We start from the raw sequence: 19382 nt of genomic DNA on the forward strand, positions 1-19382 counted from the left end.
GGGTTTGTTGGTTCATCCGTTTTCCGGGGCTTTCCGGCAACACCTGGCGGCAATAACAAAATCGTCTGGACCATATCACACGTGAAGGCGTAGGCACACGCGCCGTTGCACTTTTTGTTTCTACTGGCAATATTGTGGTTCAGACGCAGGCTAGCCCCTATGGCGTGCCCGGCAACGAACAATGAACGATACAAATTTCCTGGGAGAAACGTCACTATGGACGAGCGCGCCACCGAACTGCTGTACAACGAAGCCATGCGCATGCACGCTTCGGGCAAACCCGGTAAAATCGAAATCCACCCGACCAAGCCGCTGACCACACAGCGGGACCTGACGCTGGCATACTCGCCGGGCGTTGCCGGTCCGTGCCTGGCCATCCACGATGATCCAAGCCGCGTCTGGGAACTAACGGCGCGTGGCAACATGGTGGGTGTTGTTTCAAACGGCACCGCCGTGCTCGGTCTCGGCAACATCGGCCCGCTGGCGGCAAAGCCGGTCATGGAAGGCAAGTGCGTGCTGTTCAAGCGCTTTGCCGATGTCGATGCCTTCAATGTCGAGGTGTTCTCGGAAGACGTCGACGAAATCGTCGAAAGCGTGCGCCTGTTCGGCAATGCCTTCGGCGGCATCAATCTTGAAGACATCAAGGCGCCGGAATGTTTCATGATCGAGGAGCGCCTGCGCGAGCTGCTCGACATTCCGGTTTTTCACGATGACCAGCACGGCACCGCGATCATCACCGCCGCCGGCCTGATCAATGCCGTGGCGTTGACCGGCCGCACCCTGGCGGATTCCAAAATCGTCATCAACGGCGCCGGCGCGGCATCGATTGCCTGCGCCGATCTGATGACAGCGATGGGTGTGAACACCGAAAACATCACCATGTGCGATTCCAAGGGCGTTATTTATCGCGGCCGCACCGAGGGTATGAACCAATGGAAATCGGCGCAGGCCGTCAACACCGACGCCCGTACCCTGGCCGACGCCATGAAGGGCGCCGACGTGTTCATCGGCCTATCGGTGAAAGATGCCGTCAGCAAGGACATGGTGAAATCCATGGCCGAGCGACCGATCATCTTCGCCATGGCCAACCCGGATCCGGAAATCACCCCCGAAGACGTCAAGGACGTGCGCAGTGACGCCATCATCGCGACCGGGCGTTCCGATTATCCGAACCAGATCAACAATGTCCTCGGCTTCCCCTACATTTTCAGGGGCGCGCTCGATGTCCGGGCGCGGCGCATCAACGAGGAAATGAAGATCGCCGCCGCCAACGCACTCGCCGAGTTGGCCCGCGAAGATGTGCCCGACGAGGTCGATGCCGCCTATGCCGGAATCCATCTGCAGTACGGGCCGGAGTACCTGATTCCGACCCCCTTCGATCCGCGTCTGATCGTTGCCGTTCCGAAAGCAGTTGCCCAGGCGGCGATGGATTCCGGTGTCGCGCAGAAACCGATCGAGGATATGGCCGTCTATGAGAGCGAGCTTTCGGCGCGCCTCAATCCGATCATCGGTAATCTGCAGGCAACGCTTGATCAGGTGCGCGCCAAGCCCCGGCGCGTCGTCTTTGCTGAAGGCGAGGAAGAGAAATCCATCCGCGCCGCACATGCCTTCTTGAACGCCGGTTACGGCACACCGGTCCTGGTCGGCCGCGAAGAACGCGTGGTTGAAACAATGAAATCCCTGGGGCTCGGCAAGATCGACGGGCTGGAAATTCATAACGCCCGGCTGTCCGACCGCAATGCAGACTATGCGGAGTATCTGTATGCGCGCCTGCAGCGCAAAGGCAGCCTGAAGCGCGACTGCCAGCGACTCGTCAATCAGGACCGCAATATCTTCGCCGCCTGCATGGTCGCGACGGGCGATGCCGACGCCATGGTGACGGGCTTGACCCGGAACTTCCATGCGGCGATGAACAATATCGCCCAGGTCATCGAGCCGGCACCGGGCGCACGTGTCATGGGCCTGTCGATGATCATTGATCGCGGCCGGACACTGTTTGTCGCCGATACCGTCGTCGCCGAATCGCCGAGCCCGCGGGCCCTGGCCGATATCGCCCGCCAGTCCGCCGCCGAGGCCCGCCGCTTCGGTCACGAGCCGCGCGTGGCGCTGATCTCGTTCGCCAACTTCGGCCACCCGGCGCTGCCGCGTGCCGAACTGGTCCGCGAGGCCGTGCAAATTCTCGACAAGGAGGGCGTCGACTTCGAATACGACGGGGAAATGGCCGTCGACGTCGCGCTTAACAAGGATTTGCTGGCGAACTACCCGTTCTGCCGCCTGTCCGACACCGCCAATGTTCTGGTGATGCCGGGCCTGCACAGCGCGCAGATCAGCATGAAACTGCTGGCATCGGTCAGCGGCGCAACGGTACTCGGGCCCCTGATCAAGGGGTTGAGCAAACCGATCCAGGTTGTCCCGATGGGATCAACGGTGGCGGATATGGTGACGCTGGCGGCCCTGACGGCGCACGAAGCGGCGGATTAATCCGCCGTTTTGGCGCGTTCCATCGCTTCACGGATCAGTGACATCGCTTCCTCGGCCTCGCCCCAGCGCTGCACCTTGACCCACTTGTTGGGTTCCAGGTCTTTGTAGTGCTCGAAGAAGTGCTGGATCTGTTGAATCTGCACCGGACGGATGTCCCGGTACGAGCTGACATCGCCATAAAACGGATGCAGCTCGTCAACCGGCACGCACAAAAGCTTTTCGTCGATGCCGCTTTCGTCCTCCATAATCAGCGCGCCGATCGGCCGACACTTGATGATACAGCCGGGGATCACCGGCATCTGGCCCAGAACGGCGGCATCGATAGGGTCGCCATCATCCGACAATGTGTGCGGCACAAAACCGTAGTTGATCGGGTAATACATCGCCGTGTGCAGAAAGCGGTCGACGAAAATAGCGCCGGATTTCTTGTCGACCTCGTATTTGACCGGATTGCCGCCCAGCGGAATCTCGATCAGCACATTCACGTCATAGGGCGGGTTATCGCCAACAGGCACCAGATCCATGTTCATTGCAGTTTCCTCAATAAAAAATCCGTCAACGAGCCCTCCCAAGCGGGCGCACCATAAACTTTTAGCCGCTTCGGCTCCACATATTTTCGCCGAGCTGATAGCGTAGCGCGATCTGACGGGAGTTACATCACCTTGCGACTTCGTTTCATCAATGCGCTGGCCGGGCGCCTGCCGTTTTACTATGGCTGGGTGATCCTGTTCGCCGTCTGCGCCGCGTCGTTTTCCCGCCAGGGGCCGGCTGTCGCCACACTGTCGATCTTCATCGAGCCGATGACGTCGGAATTCGGCTGGTCGAGGACGGAAATATCCGGCGCGGTCTCGCTGGGCGGGATTCTCGGCGCCGTCGCCGCGCCGCTGATCGGTCCGTTTCTGGACCGCAACGGGGCCAGAACAATCCTCTGCTTTGCAGTGCTTTTCACCGGCGTTCCTCTGTTATTCCTGTCCACCGTCAACGCCTTGCCGCTGTTTTATCTGTGTTACTGCATCGCGCGGATGAACTTTACCGGTCCCTACGATATCGGCATCTACGGATCGATCGTGAACTGGTTCTACAAGAAGCGCTCGTTTGCGACATCGATCACGACCATGGCGCTGATGTCCGGACTGGTCGCGATGCCCCTGATCGCACACTTCGCCATGCAGGCCGGTGGCTGGCGCTATGCGTGGTTGGCGGTCGGCACGACCGTGCTGATCGTCGGCTTCCTGCCGGTGTGGGTGTTTCTGCTACACCGTCCGGAAGACCTCGGGCTCGCCATCGATGGTGTAGCAAGGTCAAAGAATCGCAACTCCTCGGGCGAGGCGGCCGTGTCGGATGATTACACGCCCGCACCGCAGGAGCCGGCTTTCACCCGCGCCAAGGCCATGCGAACGCCGGCATTCTGGTTCCTGAGCCTTTTCACGCTGCTGGTCTGGCCGATCCAGGCCGGGGTCAGCCTCCATCAAGCGCCGCTTTTGATCGAACGCGGCCTTGATGCGACGGTGGCGGCAACGGCGGTCAGTACGTTTTCGCTGGTCTCGGCAATCACCGGTTTTGCCTACGGCTTTTGGCCCCGGCGCGTGCCGCTCAGGTTCGCGCTGGTGCTGGTCGGGCTGTTGCTGGGCTCGGCCGCACTGGCCATGCATGAAGTTCACAGCGCCCCCATGGCATACGCCGCAGCGGCGCTTTTCGGCTGTGGTATCGGCGGTCTGCTGACCATCTTACCGATTGCCTGGGCGGATTTTTTCGGCCGCCGGAGTTATGGCGCGATACGCGGCGCAGCTTTGACGGTACAGGTTGCAAGCCAGGCCGCCGGCCCGCTGATCGCCGGCGCACTCCGCGACAGTACCGGCACCTATGATGCGCCGCTTTTAACCTTTGCGGTATTCGGTTTCACCGGCGCCTGCGTTGCCATGCTGGCGCGGCCGCCCAAGCCCCCGGTGCCATGACCCGTGCCCTTTTTCTCTACAAACATGCCGGAACGTGCTAGCGACATGTCTGGAGCAACGCATGCGTAAACCCGTTCACAATCCGGAAAGCGTTCTTATCCATGTCGGTCTCGACCGGTTGGGGGACGGCCTGTTGAAGCTGCCGTTCGTGCGCGGGTTGAGGACGGCTTTTCCAAGCGCCAATCTGACCTGGTTCGCCGGCAAGGAAACCAGCGTCTATGGCAGCATGCTTGCGCCGTTGGCAACCAACCATCTCGACGAGATCATCGAATACGGCGGCATCGGGTTCAGCCCGAAGGAACTGCTGCAGCCCCGGCCTCTGGCGGAACGGCGCTTCGATCTGGTGATCGACACGCAACGTAATTTTTCGACCGCCCTTGCCGTCAGGCGCATCCGCCACACGCATTTTATTTCCCCGGCGGCGAAGTTCCTGCTGTCGTCGATCAAACCCAGGAAGGATTACAAATTCCCCAAGGCGATGCAGCGCCAGATGCTCGATCTATTGGAGATCGCGTCGGGGCAATCCTTTGCGACACCGGCCAAACTGGACCTGAACATCCCCGTGCAATACACGTCCGATGCCGCAAGCTTGTTGCCGGACGGCAAGCGCTACATCGGCTTCGCCCCCGGTTCCGGCGGCCGGCCGAAATGCTGGCCGCTGGACAGGTTCATCGCCGCTGCCTGCGATGTCCGCGATGCCGGCTATACGCCGGTGTTCCTGATCGGGCCGCAGGAAGAAGAATGGGCGGAAGACATCCGCCGTGACGTGCCGGAAGCGATCCTGCCGCTGCAAGAAGGGCAGGGGGCGGCGGATCACAATTACGACCCGCTTTTGACAATCGCCCTGGGGACGCGCATGACGGCCGCCGTTTCCAACGATTCCGGGATCGCACACATGCTTGCCGTCGCCGGGGCGCCGCTGATTGCGCTTTACGGGCCTACGGTATATGAGAAATTTCCCCCGATGACCGATGACATTGCCGTCATTCGCGCCGAGGCATTCGGGTCGCGGGAAATGAGCGCAATCCCCGTGGATGCCGTTACCGACGCGCTTCGGGGGCGGCTGGCAGCGGTACCTGCTTCATAAGCCAGAGCAACATCATCAGTCCGGGGATCGCGGCTAAACCGGTCAGCAGAAAATACGATACCCAGTCGATCTGGTCGGCGAGCCAGCCGCCCCCGGACGCCAGTACGGTCCGCGTGAACGCCATCAGCGAAGACAGCAGGGCGAACTGCGTCGCCGTATAAGCGATATTACAAAGCCCGGACAAGTATGCGACAAAGGCTATGGTGCCGATGCCGCCGGTCAGATTCTCGACCCCGATGGTGACAAACAGCATCGGGAGCTCGGGCCCGATCCAGGCCTGCAGGGCGAACACCCCGTTGGACGCCGCTTGCAGGATGCCACCGAACAGCAGCGCCTTGAGCGTTCCGTATCGCGCGACGACAACGCCGCCGATGATGCCGCCCAGCAGCGTCGCCGCCAGCCCGAAACCCTTGGTCACCAGCCCGACTTCGGTCTTGCTGAAGCCGAGATCCAGATAGAACGGGTTGGCCATCACCCCCAAAAGCGCATCGCCGTATTTGTAGAGCGCAATGAACAGAAGCACCGCCGGCCAGTTCTGCCGCTTCATGAAATCGACGAAAGGCATCAGCACGGCCCGGCGCAGCGTGTCGATGACGGTCGGGAGGCCACGTGCAATACCGTCTGCCGGTTGATCGTCCCGGCGCACCGGTTCCGGCCCAAGCAACGTCGCCACGATGCCCGCCGACACCAGCACCGCCATCACCGCATAAGCGGAAAACCAGCCCGCCTGATCGGCGATGATCAGCGCGCCCGCGCCGGATGCAAAAGTCGCAATCCTGTAACCGACCACATAGTTGGCGGCGCCCGCGCCCATACGAGCCTCGTCGAGAATCTCGATCCTGTAGGCATCGACAACGATGTCCTGGGTCGCCGATGAAAATGCCAGGGCCACGGCCCAAAGCGCCGTCCATGCCAGGTCGTCGTGAGGGTCGGTGCTGCCCAGCATCACGATTGCCGCCATGACGCATAACTGCGAAACCAGAAGCCAGCTGCGGCGCTGGCCCAGCAGGCGGGTAAGCCCGGGCAGCGGGCAGCGGTCGACCATCGGCGCCCACAGGAATTTCAACGCATACGCACTGCTGGCCACGGAAAACCAGCCGATCACCGTCAGCGATACGCCCTCGTCATGCAACCATGCGGAGAGCGTTCCGTACACCAGCAACAACGGCAGGCCGCAAGAGAAGCCGAGCAGCAGGATCAGAAACACGCGAAATTCGAAATACACGGCGGCGGCGGCAAACCAGTCCTGCAGGCGCGTCGCCATATGTGTTCTATCCCGCTGCCATTGGGCGCGTGCCCTTTGTCTCAGCTGCTTCGATCAGCTCTTCGCAGACCGACCACACGCCGTCGATGGGGACGGCGGCGACACATGGAAAGACCTCGTATTTGGTTTTGCGTTTATGGCAGCGCCAGAAGCAGTGATAGCAATCCATCACTTCGTAAATGAAACGCGCATTTGGCGGGCAGACATTGTCCGGGTACGGCACAAAGCTCGTGAAATGCCCGCCGCCGACAACCACTAGGGTCGGCGCACCAATCGCAATCGACAAGTGCGCCGGTCCCGTATCATTACTGATCACCAGACCGGCATATTTCATCAGGTCCATCAGCTCGTTGAGCGTCGTCTTTCCGGTCAGATCGAGAATGCCCGGCCGCGTTGCGATCTCGTCCAGCAAGGCTGCGTCCCAGCGCTCGCCGCGGGTACCGACAAAGGCCACGCGCCATCCCATATCCAAAAGTTTCTCTGCGATGGCAACATAGGATTCGAATGGCCAACGGCGCCCAGGCTCGTTGCTGCCGGGATTGATCACTGCATACGGGCCTTCGGCGGCGAGATCCGGTACCCGCTCGGGCCAATCGATCTTTGGTGGTTCCGCTGCAATCGCTTTCCCTGCAACCGCTGACACAAAACGAAAGTGCCGTACAATTTCGTGTGTAGGATAAGTGCCTGTGTCGATGATTTCATCGACCTGGCTGAGATAGTACGTAAACTCCGAGCGGGTCGGCTCGTTCACATACGGCATGGACACCACGGTTCTGGGCGCCGCCGATGCCCAAACAAGACTGTCCGCCATCATTGCCCGGCGCAGATAGGAATCGCACACTGCAATTTTCGGCGCCAGCCGGCGCACCACCAGATTGACACGAAAGCGGTACATGAGCTTGCGCGCATAAGCGTGCTCATCGATTGTGATAACCCGGTAACCTTTGAACACCTCGTCGGCGATCGCTTTCCAGCTATCGCAGCCGAGCACGGTAATGTCGGCCTTATCGATACCGAAGGCTTCGGCATAATGTTCCAGGCTCTGGCGGAACAGCATCATGTCGCCAATGCCATCCATACGAACCACCAATAATCCGCGGGACTGACGGAATATCGGGAAATGACGTGCGATCAGGTCGAACGACCTGAACATCCACCAGCGACGGCGCATGCCCGCAGGGAACATGCGCCAGAAAGCGGAAACTTTTACCCGGGGTCTCTCGGCGTATAACGCTGGTGCTTCAGAACTCTGCATAGGTGTAGGCTATCCCCACTCCATGCCCGGCTCAACCGGCGTCCTTCTGTCTGTCCGCTTTCTTACGCTCATGCGGATCAAGGAGGCGCTTGCGCAGCCGCAGATTCAACGGCGTGACCTCAAGAAGTTCATCGTCATTTACATAAGCAATGGCGTCTTCAAGGCTCATCCGGCGCGGCGGCGTCAGGCGGATCGCCTCGTCGGTGCCGGAAGCACGGACATTGGTCAACTGCTTGGCTTTCAGCGGATTGACCTCAAGATCGTTGCCGCGGCTGTGCTCGCCGATGATCATACCTTCATAAACCGGCACACCAGCGCCGATCAGCAAAACGCCCCGGCCTTCCAGCCCGGACAAACCGTAGGCATTGGACTTGCCCGTCGCGTTTGAAATCAGCACGCCGTTGCGCCGTCCCGGCACTTCGCCCTGATACGGCGCATAACCGTTGAACACGCGGTTGAGTACGCCGGTGCCGCGGGTTTCCGTCATGAACTCGCCGTGGTAGCCGATCAAGCCCCGCGACGGCACAATAAAGGTCAGGCGCACTTTGCCGCCACCGGCCTGGCGCATTTCCGTCATGCGGCCCTTGCGGACACTCAGTGCCTCGACGACGATCCCGGAAAATTCCTCATCGACGTCGACGACCACTTCTTCCAGCGGTTCCATTCTTTCGCCGCTGTCCGGATCTTCACGGTACAGCACGCGCGGCCTGGAAATCGAAAGCTCATAACCTTCGCGGCGCATCTGCTCGATCAACACGCCGAGCTGCAGTTCACCCCGCCCGGCGACCTCGAAAGCGTCCTTGTTGCCGGCTTCCGTAATGCGGATCGCGACATTGCCCTCGGCTTCGCGCATCAGTCGTTCGCGAATCATCCGCGACGTGACCTTATCGCCATCCTGGCCGACGAAAGGCGAGGTATTGACGGAGAATGTCATCGCAAGGGTCGGCGGATCGACCGGTTGCGACTGGATCGGTTCCTCGACTTCGGTGGCGCACAGGGTATCTGCCACCGTTGCCTTGGTCATACCGGCAATGGCGACGATATCGCCGGCGACACCCTGATCGATGGCTTCGCGCTTAACATCGCGGAAGGCGAGAATTTTCTGCACGCGGCCCTGTTCGATCACATTGCCCTTGCGGCCCAGCGCCTTGATGGTCTGGTTCGGTTTAACCGATCCGGAGAACACCCGCCCGGTAAGAATCCGGCCCAGATACGGGTCCGCTTCGATGGTCGTGACGAGCATCGAAAACGGGCCTTTTTCATCCGCCTGCGGCGGCGACACGTGCGTGACGATGCTTTCGAACAGCGGCTCCAGGGTATCGCCGTGCTGGTCCGGTTCCAGGGCCGCCCAGCCGCTGCGGCCGGACGCGAACAGAGTCGGAAAATCAAGCTGCTCGTCATTCGCGTCCAGCGCCGAAAACAGATCGAAGACCTCGTCCTGTACTTCAAACGAACGGGCATCGGGCTTGTCGACCTTGTTGACGACGACGATCGGCTTGAGGCCCAGTTTCAGCGCCTTGGCGGTGACGAATTTGGTCTGCGGCATAGGACCTTCGGCGGCATCGACCAACAAGACGACCCCGTCGACCATCGACAGAATACGTTCGACCTCACCGCCGAAATCGGCATGGCCAGGGGTATCGACGATGTTGATGCGAACATTGTTCCATTCCACCGATGTGCATTTGGCGAGAATGGTAATGCCACGCTCGCGTTCCAGTTCGCCCGAGTCCATGGCCCGTTCCGCAACTTTCTGATTGTCGCGGAAAGCGCCGCTCTGGCGCATCATGGTATCGACCAATGTGGTTTTCCCATGGTCGACGTGCGCGATGATCGCGATATTTCTGAGTTCCATTAAATTTATCCTGTAAAGGCGTTAGCCGTGTTCAACCATCCAGACCCTGCAGCAGGTGCTGCACGTCGGCGGAAGGCCGGGCGCCGATTTGTTGTATAATCACCGCCGCCAGAAGACCGCCCAATTCGGCAGCCTGCCTGAGGCTTTGGCCCCGGGTATAGGCAGCAAGGAAACCGGCCGCATAGGCGTCTCCGGCTCCCGTTGTATCAATAACCTTATCGACCCTCGATGCGGGGACCGTGATGACGTCCTCGGCCGTAACGACAACCGAGCCCTTTTCGGATCGCGTCAGTGCGGCGATATCGGTCATGCCCCGGACACGCTCGGCGGCGGCATCAAAATCATCGACCTGAAACAGCGACAAAATTTCGTCCTCGTTGGCAAACAGGATATCGACATGTTCGCTGATGAAATTCAAAAAGCCGTCGCGATGCCGGTCGACGCAAAACGGATCGGATAAAGACAAGGCGACCTTGCGTCCGGCATCGTGCGCCACGCGGGCGGCTTGCAGGAATGCTTCGCGGGCCGGATCCGGATCCCACAGATAGCCTTCGAGATAAATGACTTCGGCCGCTTCAACCTGCGCATGATCGAGATCCGCCGCCGAGAACTCGACACAGGCCCCGAGGTAGGTCTGCATGGTGCGTTGACCGTCCGGCGAAATCAGCACCAGGCATGTTGCCGTCGGCACGCCATCCGTGGCCATGGCGGTATCGAACGTCACGCCGGCGGCACGGATGTCGTGCGTGAAAACGGTGCCGAGCTGGTCATCCCTGACCTTGCCGGCAAAAGCGGCACGGCCGCCGAGCGCGGCAATCCCGGCCAGCGTATTGGCGGCGGAACCGCCGGAGCTTTCGATCGCCTGGCCCGTCTTGTCGTAAAGCGCGCGCTGCGCCTCGGCGCTGACAAGGCCCATGGCGCCCTTGGTCAATCCGTTCGCGTCGAGAAAGTCATCACCCGTTTGCACCAGGATATCGACAATTGCATTGCCGATACCAAGAACGTCAAAATCTGCTTTAGCCATTGCGCACTCGCTGAGTATTTGTCGCGGGCAAAGGGGGTGCCCGATAATTGGCGCGGAGTATAGTCAAAGGCAGGGTCGGAGCAAGCGGGATCGGGAACAGCGCGGGCGCACCCGCCAAACAGCTTGATCAGATATTAAAGTTTCAGCTTTAATATGGTTAATAATATATTGATAAATAATCAAATTAACGATTTTTTAAGATTCTGGTTGAGAATCCGGCCTTGACCCGCGCCCGACTGCGTCCTTAAATCGGCGGGAGAGCCGTACATTAATATAGAATCTGGTAATATCAATATGATAGGTGCTTTTGTTAAAGGAATAGATCAGCTAGGGGATAAAGCGACCAGAAAATATTTGTGGTTTTCTATTCTCTCGGCCCTAATCACATTTGCGGCGCTTTGGACCGTCATCGGCTGGGTGCTGCGCGAAACCGCAATCTCCGAAATCGGCTGGCTCGAAGGCATGATCGATTTTCTCGGCGCGGCGGCGACACTGGTGCTGACGTGGTTTCTTTTTCCGGCCACGGTCAGCGGCGTCATTGGCCTGTTCCTCGACCAGGTCGCGGACTGCGTCGAAAAGCGCCACTATCCGGCACTGCCGCCGGCAAGCGGGCAGTCGGTCGGCGAGGCTGTCGTGATGTCGGCAAAATTTCTCGCCATCCTGATCGTTCTCAATATCCTGATGTTGCCGTTCCTGTTTCTGGGGCCGCTTTTCCCTTTTGTTTTCTATCTTGTGAACGGCTATCTTTTGGGCCGGGAATATTTTGAACTGGTGGCGTCCAGGCGGCTGGCGCAGGCAGATGTGACCAAATTGCGCAAAGCCCGCCAGGGCAGCGTGCTGATGGTGGGGATCTTGATTGCATTTTCACTGACGATCCCGCTGGTCAATCTGTTGATGCCCGTGGTCGCGACATCGGCGATGGTTCATCTTTTTGAAAAATGGCGCCCGAGCGGGACCGGGGGCGCACCGGCGAAAGCCTGAGTACCGGCCCGAAAGGCATTGCGCTCAAAGTAATCTGCACCGGTTGGGGATAGACATTCATGTTCGGCAAGAAAAAAGACGATGAAGATCCGGCAAAAGCACCAGGCAAGCCGGATGCGCTGCATTCCCGGATGGAATCCGGCGACGAAGATGCTGGCGATGCGCCGCCTTTGAAGCCGTTTTCGAAAAAGGGCTCGCATGCGCCCGCCAAGCCGCCGTCATCGAGTTCGCACATGCCCGACCTGCAGCGCCGCAGCCCGGACCTGCCCAGTGCGCCGGCGCGCCGCATCGACCGTCCGCGCGCCAACGAGGTCGAAGGCCGCCGCCTGATCGTCGGCCGGGATATCCAGCTCAACGGGGAAATCACGTCCTGCGACAAACTGATCGTCGAAGGCCATGTCGAAGTGACCCTGCCGGGCGCCAGGGTTCTAGAAATTTCACCGAGCGGCTATTTCAAGGGTGCCGCGGAAGTCGACGAAGCGGACATAAGCGGCCGCTATGAGGGCGATCTGGTCGCCCGCGAGCGGCTGATCGTACGCTCCGGCGGGCGCATTCACGGCAAGGTCCGCTATGGCCGGATCGTGATCGAATCCGGCGGCGAAATCGCCGGTGACATGCAGACCCTGACATCATCGGACAGCGATGAATAAAGCGGCCGGCAGGCGCTTTTTCACGCCACTTTCTGCCCTGATCGCCGTCCTTGGCGTGCTTGCCGGATGTGCCGGCAACGCGCCCGCGCCCAACACGGCGCCGGCACAGACGACAACGCCCGCAGCCCCGCAAACGGCGGCCCTGCCTGCGCCGCGCCCTGCACCGGCGCCCAAGCCGGAGCCGGAAATCGATGCACCGGCACCGGCCGCGGTGATCGGCTGGTCTACGGATGCATTGAACGACGCTTTCGGCGCAGCCAGTCTGGTGCGTCACGACCTCGGCGCTGAAATCTGGCAATACCGCACCGAACAGTGCGTTCTGTTGTTGTTTTTGTACCCGCAATCAGGACAAAGCACCGGCCCGCTGACGGTCCGTCACCTTGACATCAGCGGCAGCAAAGATGCGCCGTCCTGCGTCAGGTCCGTGGTCCGAAGCCACCTGCGGCTCGGCACCGGCTAGAGTTACAGACAAGGGCGTTCAGGAGAGCGACGTTTTGCCCTTGAAGGCACAGACGTCAATGACCTTGCAGTTCGGGCAGTCCGGCTTTCTGGCCTTGCAGACATAACGGCCCAGCAGAATCAGCCAGTGATGCGCATGCAGGGCAAATTCCGCAGGCGTTGCTTTCAGAAGCTTCTTTTCGACCGCCAACGGCGTCTTCCCTGGCGCCAGACCTGTCCGGTTCGAGACCCTGAAAATATGCGTATCGACGGCAATCGTCGGCTCGCCGAACGCGATATTGCGGACCACATTGGCGGTCTTTCGGCCGACCCCGGGCAACGCTTCCAGCGCCGCCTGATCGTTGGGCACGACACTGCCGTGCCGCTCGATCAGCAACTGGCTGAGCGCGATCACGTTCTTTGCCTTGGTATTGTAGAGACCGATGGTCTTGATGTAATCCTTGAGCCCGGCAAGGCCCAGCTTGACCATCGCCTCGGGCGTCTTGACCTTTTTGAACAGCGGCCGGGTCGCCTTGTTGACGCCGACATCGGTGGCTTGCGCCGACAGCGCGACGGCGACCAGCAGGGTATAGGGGTTTACGTAATGCAACTCACCGACGGGTTCCGGGTCGGCATCGCGGAGGCGACTGTAAAACGTGATGACATCGGCTTTTTTCATGGCTCTGTTATCCCGCATATGCTGCGCCGAGAAAACCCGGTTGTTGCTTTTTGACAAGATCGCCTAAAATGACGGAAATGGTAACACAACCGCTTACAGACGATCACGATGCAGACGCGACGACGATCCGCTTTTCAAAGGTCCTGCGTCCACATCGCAGTTCCAGCGAACGCGCGGTCAAAATTGTCTCTCTGTTCGTGCTGTTCCTGTTCATCCCGACCGGCACCGCATTTCTGATTGCAGGCGCCTGGCCGGTCTTCGGCTTCATGGGGCTTGAAGTACTCGCCCTGATCTTCGCGCTACGCTACAACCACAGGGTTGGCTCGGCGTTCGAAGCGATCACCATCAGCGAGCGCGAGTTCCGGTTTTCCAAGGTCGATCACTGGGGCAAGCGCAAGCACTGGTCGTTTCAGCCGCAATGGCTTCAGGTGCGCCTCGACGGCCCCTCTAAACAATTGATCGCCGGCACGCACGGCAAGCGCATCGTCATCGGCAAGTTTCTCAATCAGGACGAGCGCGAGATGCTGTGCGAGGTCCTGGCCCACGAAATCCGCAGGTTGGCCGACATCCGCCACGTCGATACGGGCGCTATTTGTTAAGACCCAGCACGTCGCGCATGGAATAAAGCCCCGGCGCCTTGTCTGCCGCCCACAACGCGGCACGGATCGCCCCCTTGGCAAACAGGCCGCGATCGGCGGCGCGGTGTGTGATTTCGATGCGCTCATCGTCGGACGCGAAAATCACCGAATGATCGCCGACGACCATGCCGCCACGGAGCGTCGCGAAGCCGATATTGCCGACGGTGCGCTCGCCGGTGTGACCATCGCGGACCCGGTCCGAAACCTTGTCCAGATCGACGCCGCGTCCCTTGGCCGCAGCCTGGCCCAACGCCAGCGCGGTGCCGGACGGGGCATCGACCTTGTGGCGGTGATGCATTTCGAGAATTTCGATATCGAATTCCGGGCCGAGCATGGTTGCGGCCTGTTCGGCCAGGCCCAACAGGACATTGACGCCGACGGAATAGTTCGCCGCCTGCACGATCGCCACGGCCTGCGCGGCCGCTTCGATCTTCGCCTGATCGTCGGCGGAAAGCCCGGTGGTGCCGGGCACCAGCGCCGTGCCCGTCTCGGCGGCCAGCGCCGCGTGCGCGACGGTCGCCGCCGGTGCGGTAAAATCGACGACCGCATCCGAGGCTTCGAACAGTTCGCGCGCGTCGCCGGTGATCTTCAGGCCCGACGCCGGCAGACCCGCCAACACGGCCGGGTCTTCGCCGACAGCATCCGAGTGCGGCGCTTCCGAGCCGCCGGCCAGTTCGGCCCCCGGCGTTTCAGCGACGGCCTTGATCAGCATGCGGCCCATGCGTCCGGCACATCCGACAATTCCGATTTTCATGGCACGCCTCCTCAGCAATCTGTTGAAACGCATATTACGTTTTTCGTAACGCGTGTCACGCCTAACGCCATAGTGTCACTGCCGTGAACGCAGGAGTCCCGTCCCCGGCAATGGCAGTTCGCGGAATTTGAGGTCTGTCCCCCGCGATCGCAGGAGTGAAGGGTTTGGCGGCCAGCTTTAAGCTGCGCTCAGTCCCTGAGGTCTTCCCAGAGTTCCTTGACCTTGTCGAGGAAGCCGGTGCTTTCCGGGCTGTGTTTTTTCGACGTCTTTTCGTCGCCGGAGAATTCCTTCAGCAGGTCTTTTTGCTTCTTCGTCAGGTTGACCGGGGTTTCCACGAAGATCTGCACGAACATGTCGCCGCGGCTTTCCGAGCGCAGTACCTTCATGCCTTTGCCGCGCAGCCGGAGCTGGTGACCGGTCGGTGTGCCTTCGGGGATCGAGACGCGGAGCAGCTTGCCTTCGACGGTCGGCACCTCGATCTGCCCGCCCAGTGTCGCCGTCGCCATCGGCACCGGTACACGGACATGAACGTCGGCGCCGTCCCTGCGGAAGAAGCGGTGCGGTCTGATACCCAGGAAGATATACAGATCACCTGCCGGTGCGCCGCGCAGCCCCGCTTCGCCTTCGCCGGCAAGGCGGATGCGTGTGCCGTCCTCAACACCGGCCGGAATGTTGACGGCGAGGGTTTTTTCTTTCTGCTGGCGTCCGGTGCCCGAGCAGCCCCGGCACGGATCCTTGATGGTGTGGCCCGTGCCCTGGCAGGTCGGGCATGTCCGCTCGACCGTAAAGAAACCCGATTGCGACCGCACACGTCCGGCACCGCCGCAGCTGTCACAGGCGACCGGTTGTGCACCGTCCTTGCCGCCGCTGCCCTTGCAGTCTGAACAGACCACGGACGTCGGCACGCGGATATCGGTCTTGAGGCCGTTGAAGGCGTCCTCAAGGGTGATTTCCATATTGTAGCGGAGATCGGACCCGCGTCCGGCGCTGGCGCGCTGGCCACCGCCACGCCCGCCCATGAAGTCGCCGAACATCTCTTCGAAAATGTCGGCAAATCCGCCGGCACCGGCGCCACCGCCGCCGAAACCGCCCGGCCCGGGGCCACCGCCTTCGAAGGCGGCATGACCGAAGCGATCATAAGCCGCACGTTTTTCTTCGTCCTTGAGGACTTCGTAGGCCTCGTTAACTTCCTTGAAGTTCTTCTCCGCCTCGTCATCGTCCGGATTGCGGTCCGGATGATACTGCATGGCGAGCTTGCGGTACGCTTTCTTCAGCTCAGCCGCATCGGCGTCCCTGGAGACCCCCAAGCATTCGTAATAATCCCGTTTGGCCATGATGACTTATTCCCCGAAGCGATCCGTCGGTAAGGGGACCCGGCAATCCGGGCCCCCCTGACCGAACAGCGGTTAGCCGCTTTTCTTGTCTTGATCCGGATCGACTTCTTCGAAGTCGGCGTCGACGACGGTTTCGTCATCGGGCTTGGAGGCATCGCCTTCCGCACTTCCGGCGTCCCCGCCGGCGGCTTCGGCTTCAGCCTGCTGCTCCTTGTACATGGCCTCGCCGAGTTTCATGGATGCCTGGCTGAGCGCTTCCGTTTTGGCGGTAATGGCCTCGAGATCGTCGCCTTCCATGACCTCGCGCACTTCGGCAATGGCCGTTTCGATGGCCGTTTTGTCGGCGTCGTCTATCTTGTCGCCGTATTCGCCAAGGCTTTTTTCGGCGGCGTGCGCCATGCTGTCGGCGTTGTTACGGGCATCGACAAGTTCGCGGCGCTTCTTGTCGGCGTCGGCATTCTGTTCCGCTTCCTGAACCATCTTTTCGATGTCGTCGTCGGACAGACCGCCCGAGGCCTGGATGCGAATCTGCTGTTCCTTGCCGGTTGCCTTGTCCTTAGCGCTGACGTTGACGATGCCGTTGGCGTCGATGTCGAAGGTGACTTCGATCTGCGGCATGCCGCGCGGGCTCGGCGGGATACCGACCAGGTCGAACTGGCCGAGGATCTTGTTGTCCGCCGCCATTTCACGTTCGCCCTGGAAGACGCGGATCGTCACTGCGGACTGGTTGTCCTCGGCGGTTGAGAAGGTCTGGCTCTTGCGCGTCGGGATCGTCGTGTTGCGGTCGATCAGACGGGTGAACACGCCACCCAGCGTTTCGATACCGAGTGACAGCGGCGTCACGTCGAGCAGCAGCACGTCCTTGACGTCGCCCTTGAGCACACCCCCCTGAATGGCGGCGCCCAGTGCCACGACTTCGTCCGGGTTCACGCCCTTGTGCGGCTCGCGGCCGAAGAAGTTCTTCACCGTTTCAATGACTTTCGGCATCCGCGTCATGCCACCGACCAGGATCACTTCGTCGATCTCGCCGGCGCTGATACCGGCGTCCTTGAGCGCGTTCTTGCACGGGCTGATGGTACGTTCGATCAAATCCTCGACCAGCGTTTCCAGCTTGGCACGGGAAAGCTTGATGTTAAGGTGCTTCGGACCCGATTGATCGGCCGTGATGAACGGCAGGTTCACTTCGGTCTGCGACGTCGATGACAGTTCGATCTTGGCCTTTTCGGCGGCTTCCTTGAGCCGCTGCAGCGCCAGACGGTCATTGCGCAGATCGATGGTGTTTTCCTTTTTGAACTCGTCGGCAAGATAATCGACGATGCGGTTGTCGAAGTCTTCGCCGCCCAGGAACGTATCGCCGTTGGTCGACTTCACTTCGAACACGCCATCGCCGATCTCGAGGATCGAGACGTCGAATGTCCCGCCGCCCAGATCGTAAACGACGATGGTGCCGCCTTCTTTCTTCTCGAGGCCATAAGCCAATGCGGCCGCGGTCGGTTCGTTGATGATGCGCAGCACTTCAAGACCGGCGATCTTGCCGGCATCCTTGGTCGCCTGGCGCTGGGAATCGTTGAAGTAGGCCGGAACCGTGATTACCGCCTGCTCAACCTTCTCGCCGAGATAGCTCTCCGCCGTTTCCTTCATCTTTTGCAGGATGAACGCGGAAATCTGCGAGGGGGAATACTTGTCGTCGTCGACGCTGACCCATGCATCGCCGTTGTCGCCCTTAATGATGTTATAGGGAACGACCTTCTTGTCCTTTTCCGTGACCGGATCGTCGTAACGGCGGCCGATCAGGCGCTTGATGGCGAACAGGGTCTTTTCCGGGTTGGTGACGGCCTGGCGTTTTGCCGGCTGACCGACCAGACGCTCGCCGGAATCCGCGAATGCAACCATCGACGGCGTGGTCCGCGCACCTTCCGAGTTTTCAATAACCTTGGCATCCTTGCCGTCCATGACGGCAACACACGAGTTGGTCGTGCCCAGGTCGATACCGATAACCTTACTCATAATAACCTCACTTTCTGCGGCGGTCGCTTCCGGCCTTTGCAAGCGCCTGAAACGACCCCTCGGTTAAAAACCGGTCACTGCAGGTAACCGGCCTTCAAGAATTTCCACTCCCGCCACATGCGATGAACGGATTTGAAAGGGATATAGGCCCGGAAATCCGGGCCTGCAACGATTTCTCAACATTATTTTTAGGGGCTTTTCCCTACAATTCCTCGTCGATGTTCGTGCCGGACGGCTTTTTGTCGTCCTCATAGGCGCTGCCGCCCGATGACGACGGTTTTTCGCTCGCCGCTTCATCCAGCGTCTGCTGCGAGGGCGTCGGAGCCGGACCCGGCTTGGGGCCGCCCTTCGTCACGCCCACCTTGGCCGGGCGCAGGGGCTGATCATGCAGCGTGTAGCCAAGTTCCATGACCTGGCCGACCGAGCCGGCCGGCTTCGAGGGGTCTTCGTATTCGAACATCGCCTCGTGATGCTGCGGATCGAAGCGATCGCCCAGCGGATTGATGATCTTGATACCGTTTCTGGCAAACGCGTTCTGCATTTCACGCGCCGTCATTTCGACGCCTTCGAGCAGGCTTTTGACGGTATCACCGCCTTCAAGCTTGTCCTTGTCGACGGCTCCAAGCGCGCGGTTGAGGTTATCGGCGACAACCACCATTTCGCGGGCGAACCCGGCAATCGAACGCTTCGACGCATTTTCCACATCGCGCGATGCCCGGCGGCGCACGTTTTCGGCTTCGGCCAGGGCCCGCAAAAGTTTATCCTTGGCATCCGCCAGTTCCGCTTCCAGATCGAACGCCTCGGCTTCGGCAGCAGCCGGCGAATCCTCATCCTCGGCGGCGTCGGTGCGGCCTTCGCCAGCGGCCTCGTCCGGCCCCGCTTCGCCGGCGTCTGCCCCCTTAGCTTCAGGGGTTTCAGCAGCGGCTTCGTTCTGTTCTTCTTCGGCCTGCTTGTCGGCGTTGTCTTCGCTTTGCATCATC

Annotated in this window: 17 protein-coding genes; 7 read left to right on the forward strand and 10 right to left on the reverse strand. The window is 60.5% G+C overall.

The genetic code is table 11. From position 1 onward, the window contains the following. The first annotated feature begins 216 nt into the window (after positions 1-216). The gene (locus L2D14_01815) at positions 217-2481 is read left to right on the forward strand and encodes an NADP-dependent malic enzyme (GenBank protein WNK00175.1); all 2265 of its coding nucleotides are present in this window, start codon (positions 217-219) and stop codon (positions 2479-2481) included. Here L2D14_01815 and ppa read toward each other — a convergent pair. Beyond that, positions 2478-3011 (reverse strand): inorganic diphosphatase, encoded by a 534-nt coding sequence (gene ppa, locus L2D14_01820; protein ID WNK00176.1) that lies wholly within the window; start codon positions 3009-3011, stop codon positions 2478-2480. The two genes, L2D14_01815 and ppa, sit on opposite strands and share 4 nt — an antisense overlap. A 132-nt stretch (positions 3012-3143) precedes the next feature. Here ppa and L2D14_01825 point away from each other — a divergent pair, with 132 nt between their 5' ends. After that, positions 3144-4436 carry an MFS transporter gene (locus tag L2D14_01825; protein ID WNK00177.1) on the forward strand — a complete coding sequence of 431 codons (1293 nt, stop codon included), beginning with the start codon at positions 3144-3146 and terminating at the stop codon, positions 4434-4436. Between the two features lie 61 nt (positions 4437-4497). Next, a complete protein-coding gene (locus L2D14_01830) occupies positions 4498-5523 on the forward strand; it encodes a glycosyltransferase family 9 protein (GenBank protein ID WNK00178.1) in 1026 nt (341 codons plus the stop codon). Here the strand turns inward: L2D14_01830 and L2D14_01835 are convergent. From L2D14_01835 to L2D14_01850, 4 genes are all read right to left on the reverse strand, one after another. Next, a complete protein-coding gene (locus L2D14_01835) occupies positions 5477-6787 on the reverse strand; it encodes an AmpG family muropeptide MFS transporter (protein WNK00179.1) in 1311 nt (436 codons plus the stop codon). The genes L2D14_01830 and L2D14_01835 overlap by 47 nt on opposite strands. Before the next feature lie 7 nt (positions 6788-6794). Then, the gene (locus L2D14_01840; protein WNK00180.1) at positions 6795-7958 is read right to left on the reverse strand and encodes a glycosyltransferase family 9 protein; all 1164 of its coding nucleotides are present in this window, start codon (positions 7956-7958) and stop codon (positions 6795-6797) included. A gap of 115 nt (positions 7959-8073) precedes the next feature. Continuing rightward, on the reverse strand, positions 8074-9897 hold the full coding sequence (gene typA / locus L2D14_01845) for a translational GTPase TypA (protein ID WNK00181.1): 1824 nt from the start codon (positions 9895-9897) through the stop codon (positions 8074-8076). Positions 9898-9928: 31 nt separating this feature from the next. Next, on the reverse strand, positions 9929-10921 hold the full coding sequence (locus L2D14_01850) for an adenosine kinase (protein ID WNK00182.1): 993 nt from the start codon (positions 10919-10921) through the stop codon (positions 9929-9931). Positions 10922-11215: 294 nt separating this feature from the next. Here L2D14_01850 and L2D14_01855 point away from each other — a divergent pair, with 294 nt between their 5' ends. The 3 genes from L2D14_01855 to L2D14_01865 are packed head-to-tail and all read left to right on the forward strand — an operon-like array spanning position 11216 to position 13012. Continuing rightward, positions 11216-11902, forward strand: coding sequence for an EI24 domain-containing protein (locus L2D14_01855; protein ID WNK00183.1), 687 nt, complete (start codon positions 11216-11218; stop codon positions 11900-11902). A gap of 59 nt (positions 11903-11961) precedes the next feature. Continuing rightward, positions 11962-12552: a polymer-forming cytoskeletal protein gene (locus L2D14_01860; GenBank protein WNK00184.1), complete on the forward strand. Its 591-nt coding sequence runs from the start codon at positions 11962-11964 to the stop codon at positions 12550-12552. Then, on the forward strand, positions 12545-13012 hold the full coding sequence (locus L2D14_01865; GenBank protein ID WNK00185.1) for a hypothetical protein: 468 nt from the start codon (positions 12545-12547) through the stop codon (positions 13010-13012). The genes L2D14_01860 and L2D14_01865 overlap by 8 nt, the downstream gene beginning before the upstream one ends. A gap of 18 nt (positions 13013-13030) precedes the next feature. Here the strand turns inward: L2D14_01865 and nth are convergent, their stop codons facing one another. Next, positions 13031-13669 carry an endonuclease III gene (gene nth / locus L2D14_01870; GenBank protein ID WNK00186.1) on the reverse strand — a complete coding sequence of 213 codons (639 nt, stop codon included), beginning with the start codon at positions 13667-13669 and terminating at the stop codon, positions 13031-13033. A 68-nt stretch (positions 13670-13737) separates the two neighbouring features. On the opposite strand from nth, the gene L2D14_01875 reads away from it, so the two are divergent. Next, positions 13738-14268, forward strand: a complete 531-nt coding sequence (locus tag L2D14_01875; protein WNK00187.1) for a DUF2244 domain-containing protein — start codon at positions 13738-13740, stop codon at positions 14266-14268. Here L2D14_01875 and dapB read toward each other — a convergent pair. The 4 genes from dapB to grpE all read right to left on the reverse strand — a co-directional run bounded on the left by dapB (position 14258) and on the right by grpE (position 19381). Then, positions 14258-15061 (reverse strand): 4-hydroxy-tetrahydrodipicolinate reductase, encoded by an 804-nt coding sequence (gene dapB, locus L2D14_01880; protein WNK00188.1) that lies wholly within the window; start codon positions 15059-15061, stop codon positions 14258-14260. The genes L2D14_01875 and dapB overlap by 11 nt on opposite strands. A gap of 188 nt (positions 15062-15249) precedes the next feature. Beyond that, entirely contained in the window at positions 15250-16395 is a 1146-nt protein-coding gene (gene dnaJ, locus L2D14_01885; GenBank protein ID WNK00189.1) for a molecular chaperone DnaJ, read from the reverse strand. Positions 16396-16467: 72 nt separating this feature from the next. Further along, on the reverse strand, positions 16468-18402 hold the full coding sequence (gene dnaK / locus L2D14_01890; protein WNK00190.1) for a molecular chaperone DnaK: 1935 nt from the start codon (positions 18400-18402) through the stop codon (positions 16468-16470). Between the two features lie 202 nt (positions 18403-18604). After that, a complete protein-coding gene (gene grpE / locus L2D14_01895) occupies positions 18605-19381 on the reverse strand; it encodes a nucleotide exchange factor GrpE (protein ID WNK00191.1) in 777 nt (258 codons plus the stop codon). Between the last annotated feature and the right edge of the window lies 1 nt (position 19382).

This window comes from Thalassospiraceae bacterium LMO-JJ14 (genome assembly GCA_021555105.2).
Classification (GTDB): domain Bacteria; phylum Pseudomonadota; class Alphaproteobacteria; order Rhodospirillales; family Casp-alpha2; genus UBA4479.

Excerpts from the sequence above, each read along its gene's own strand:
- L2D14_01830 (WNK00178.1), top strand. The coding sequence starts at position 4,498 with ATGCGTAAACCCGTTCACAATCCGGAAAGCGTTCTTATCCATGTCGGT.
- L2D14_01840 (WNK00180.1), bottom strand. The coding sequence starts at position 7,958 with ATGCGCCGTCGCTGGTGGATGTTCAGGTCGTTCGACCTGATCGCACGT.
- L2D14_01850 (WNK00182.1), bottom strand. The coding sequence starts at position 10,921 with ATGGCTAAAGCAGATTTTGACGTTCTTGGTATCGGCAATGCAATTGTC.
- L2D14_01855 (WNK00183.1), top strand. The coding sequence starts at position 11,216 with ATGATAGGTGCTTTTGTTAAAGGAATAGATCAGCTAGGGGATAAAGCG.
- ppa (WNK00176.1), bottom strand. The coding sequence starts at position 3,011 with ATGAACATGGATCTGGTGCCTGTTGGCGATAACCCGCCCTATGACGTG.
- dnaJ (WNK00189.1), bottom strand. The coding sequence starts at position 16,395 with ATGGCCAAACGGGATTATTACGAATGCTTGGGGGTCTCCAGGGACGCC.
- typA (WNK00181.1), bottom strand. The coding sequence starts at position 9,897 with ATGGAACTCAGAAATATCGCGATCATCGCGCACGTCGACCATGGGAAA.
- dnaK (WNK00190.1), bottom strand. The coding sequence starts at position 18,402 with ATGAGTAAGGTTATCGGTATCGACCTGGGCACGACCAACTCGTGTGTT.
- nth (WNK00186.1), bottom strand. The coding sequence starts at position 13,669 with ATGAAAAAAGCCGATGTCATCACGTTTTACAGTCGCCTCCGCGATGCC.
- grpE (WNK00191.1), bottom strand. The coding sequence starts at position 19,381 with ATGATGCAAAGCGAAGACAACGCCGACAAGCAGGCCGAAGAAGAACAG.
- L2D14_01835 (WNK00179.1), bottom strand. The coding sequence starts at position 6,787 with ATGGCGACGCGCCTGCAGGACTGGTTTGCCGCCGCCGCCGTGTATTTC.
- L2D14_01875 (WNK00187.1), top strand. The coding sequence starts at position 13,738 with ATGACGGAAATGGTAACACAACCGCTTACAGACGATCACGATGCAGAC.
- L2D14_01865 (WNK00185.1), top strand. The coding sequence starts at position 12,545 with ATGAATAAAGCGGCCGGCAGGCGCTTTTTCACGCCACTTTCTGCCCTG.
- dapB (WNK00188.1), bottom strand. The coding sequence starts at position 15,061 with ATGAAAATCGGAATTGTCGGATGTGCCGGACGCATGGGCCGCATGCTG.
- L2D14_01860 (WNK00184.1), top strand. The coding sequence starts at position 11,962 with ATGTTCGGCAAGAAAAAAGACGATGAAGATCCGGCAAAAGCACCAGGC.
- L2D14_01815 (WNK00175.1), top strand. The coding sequence starts at position 217 with ATGGACGAGCGCGCCACCGAACTGCTGTACAACGAAGCCATGCGCATG.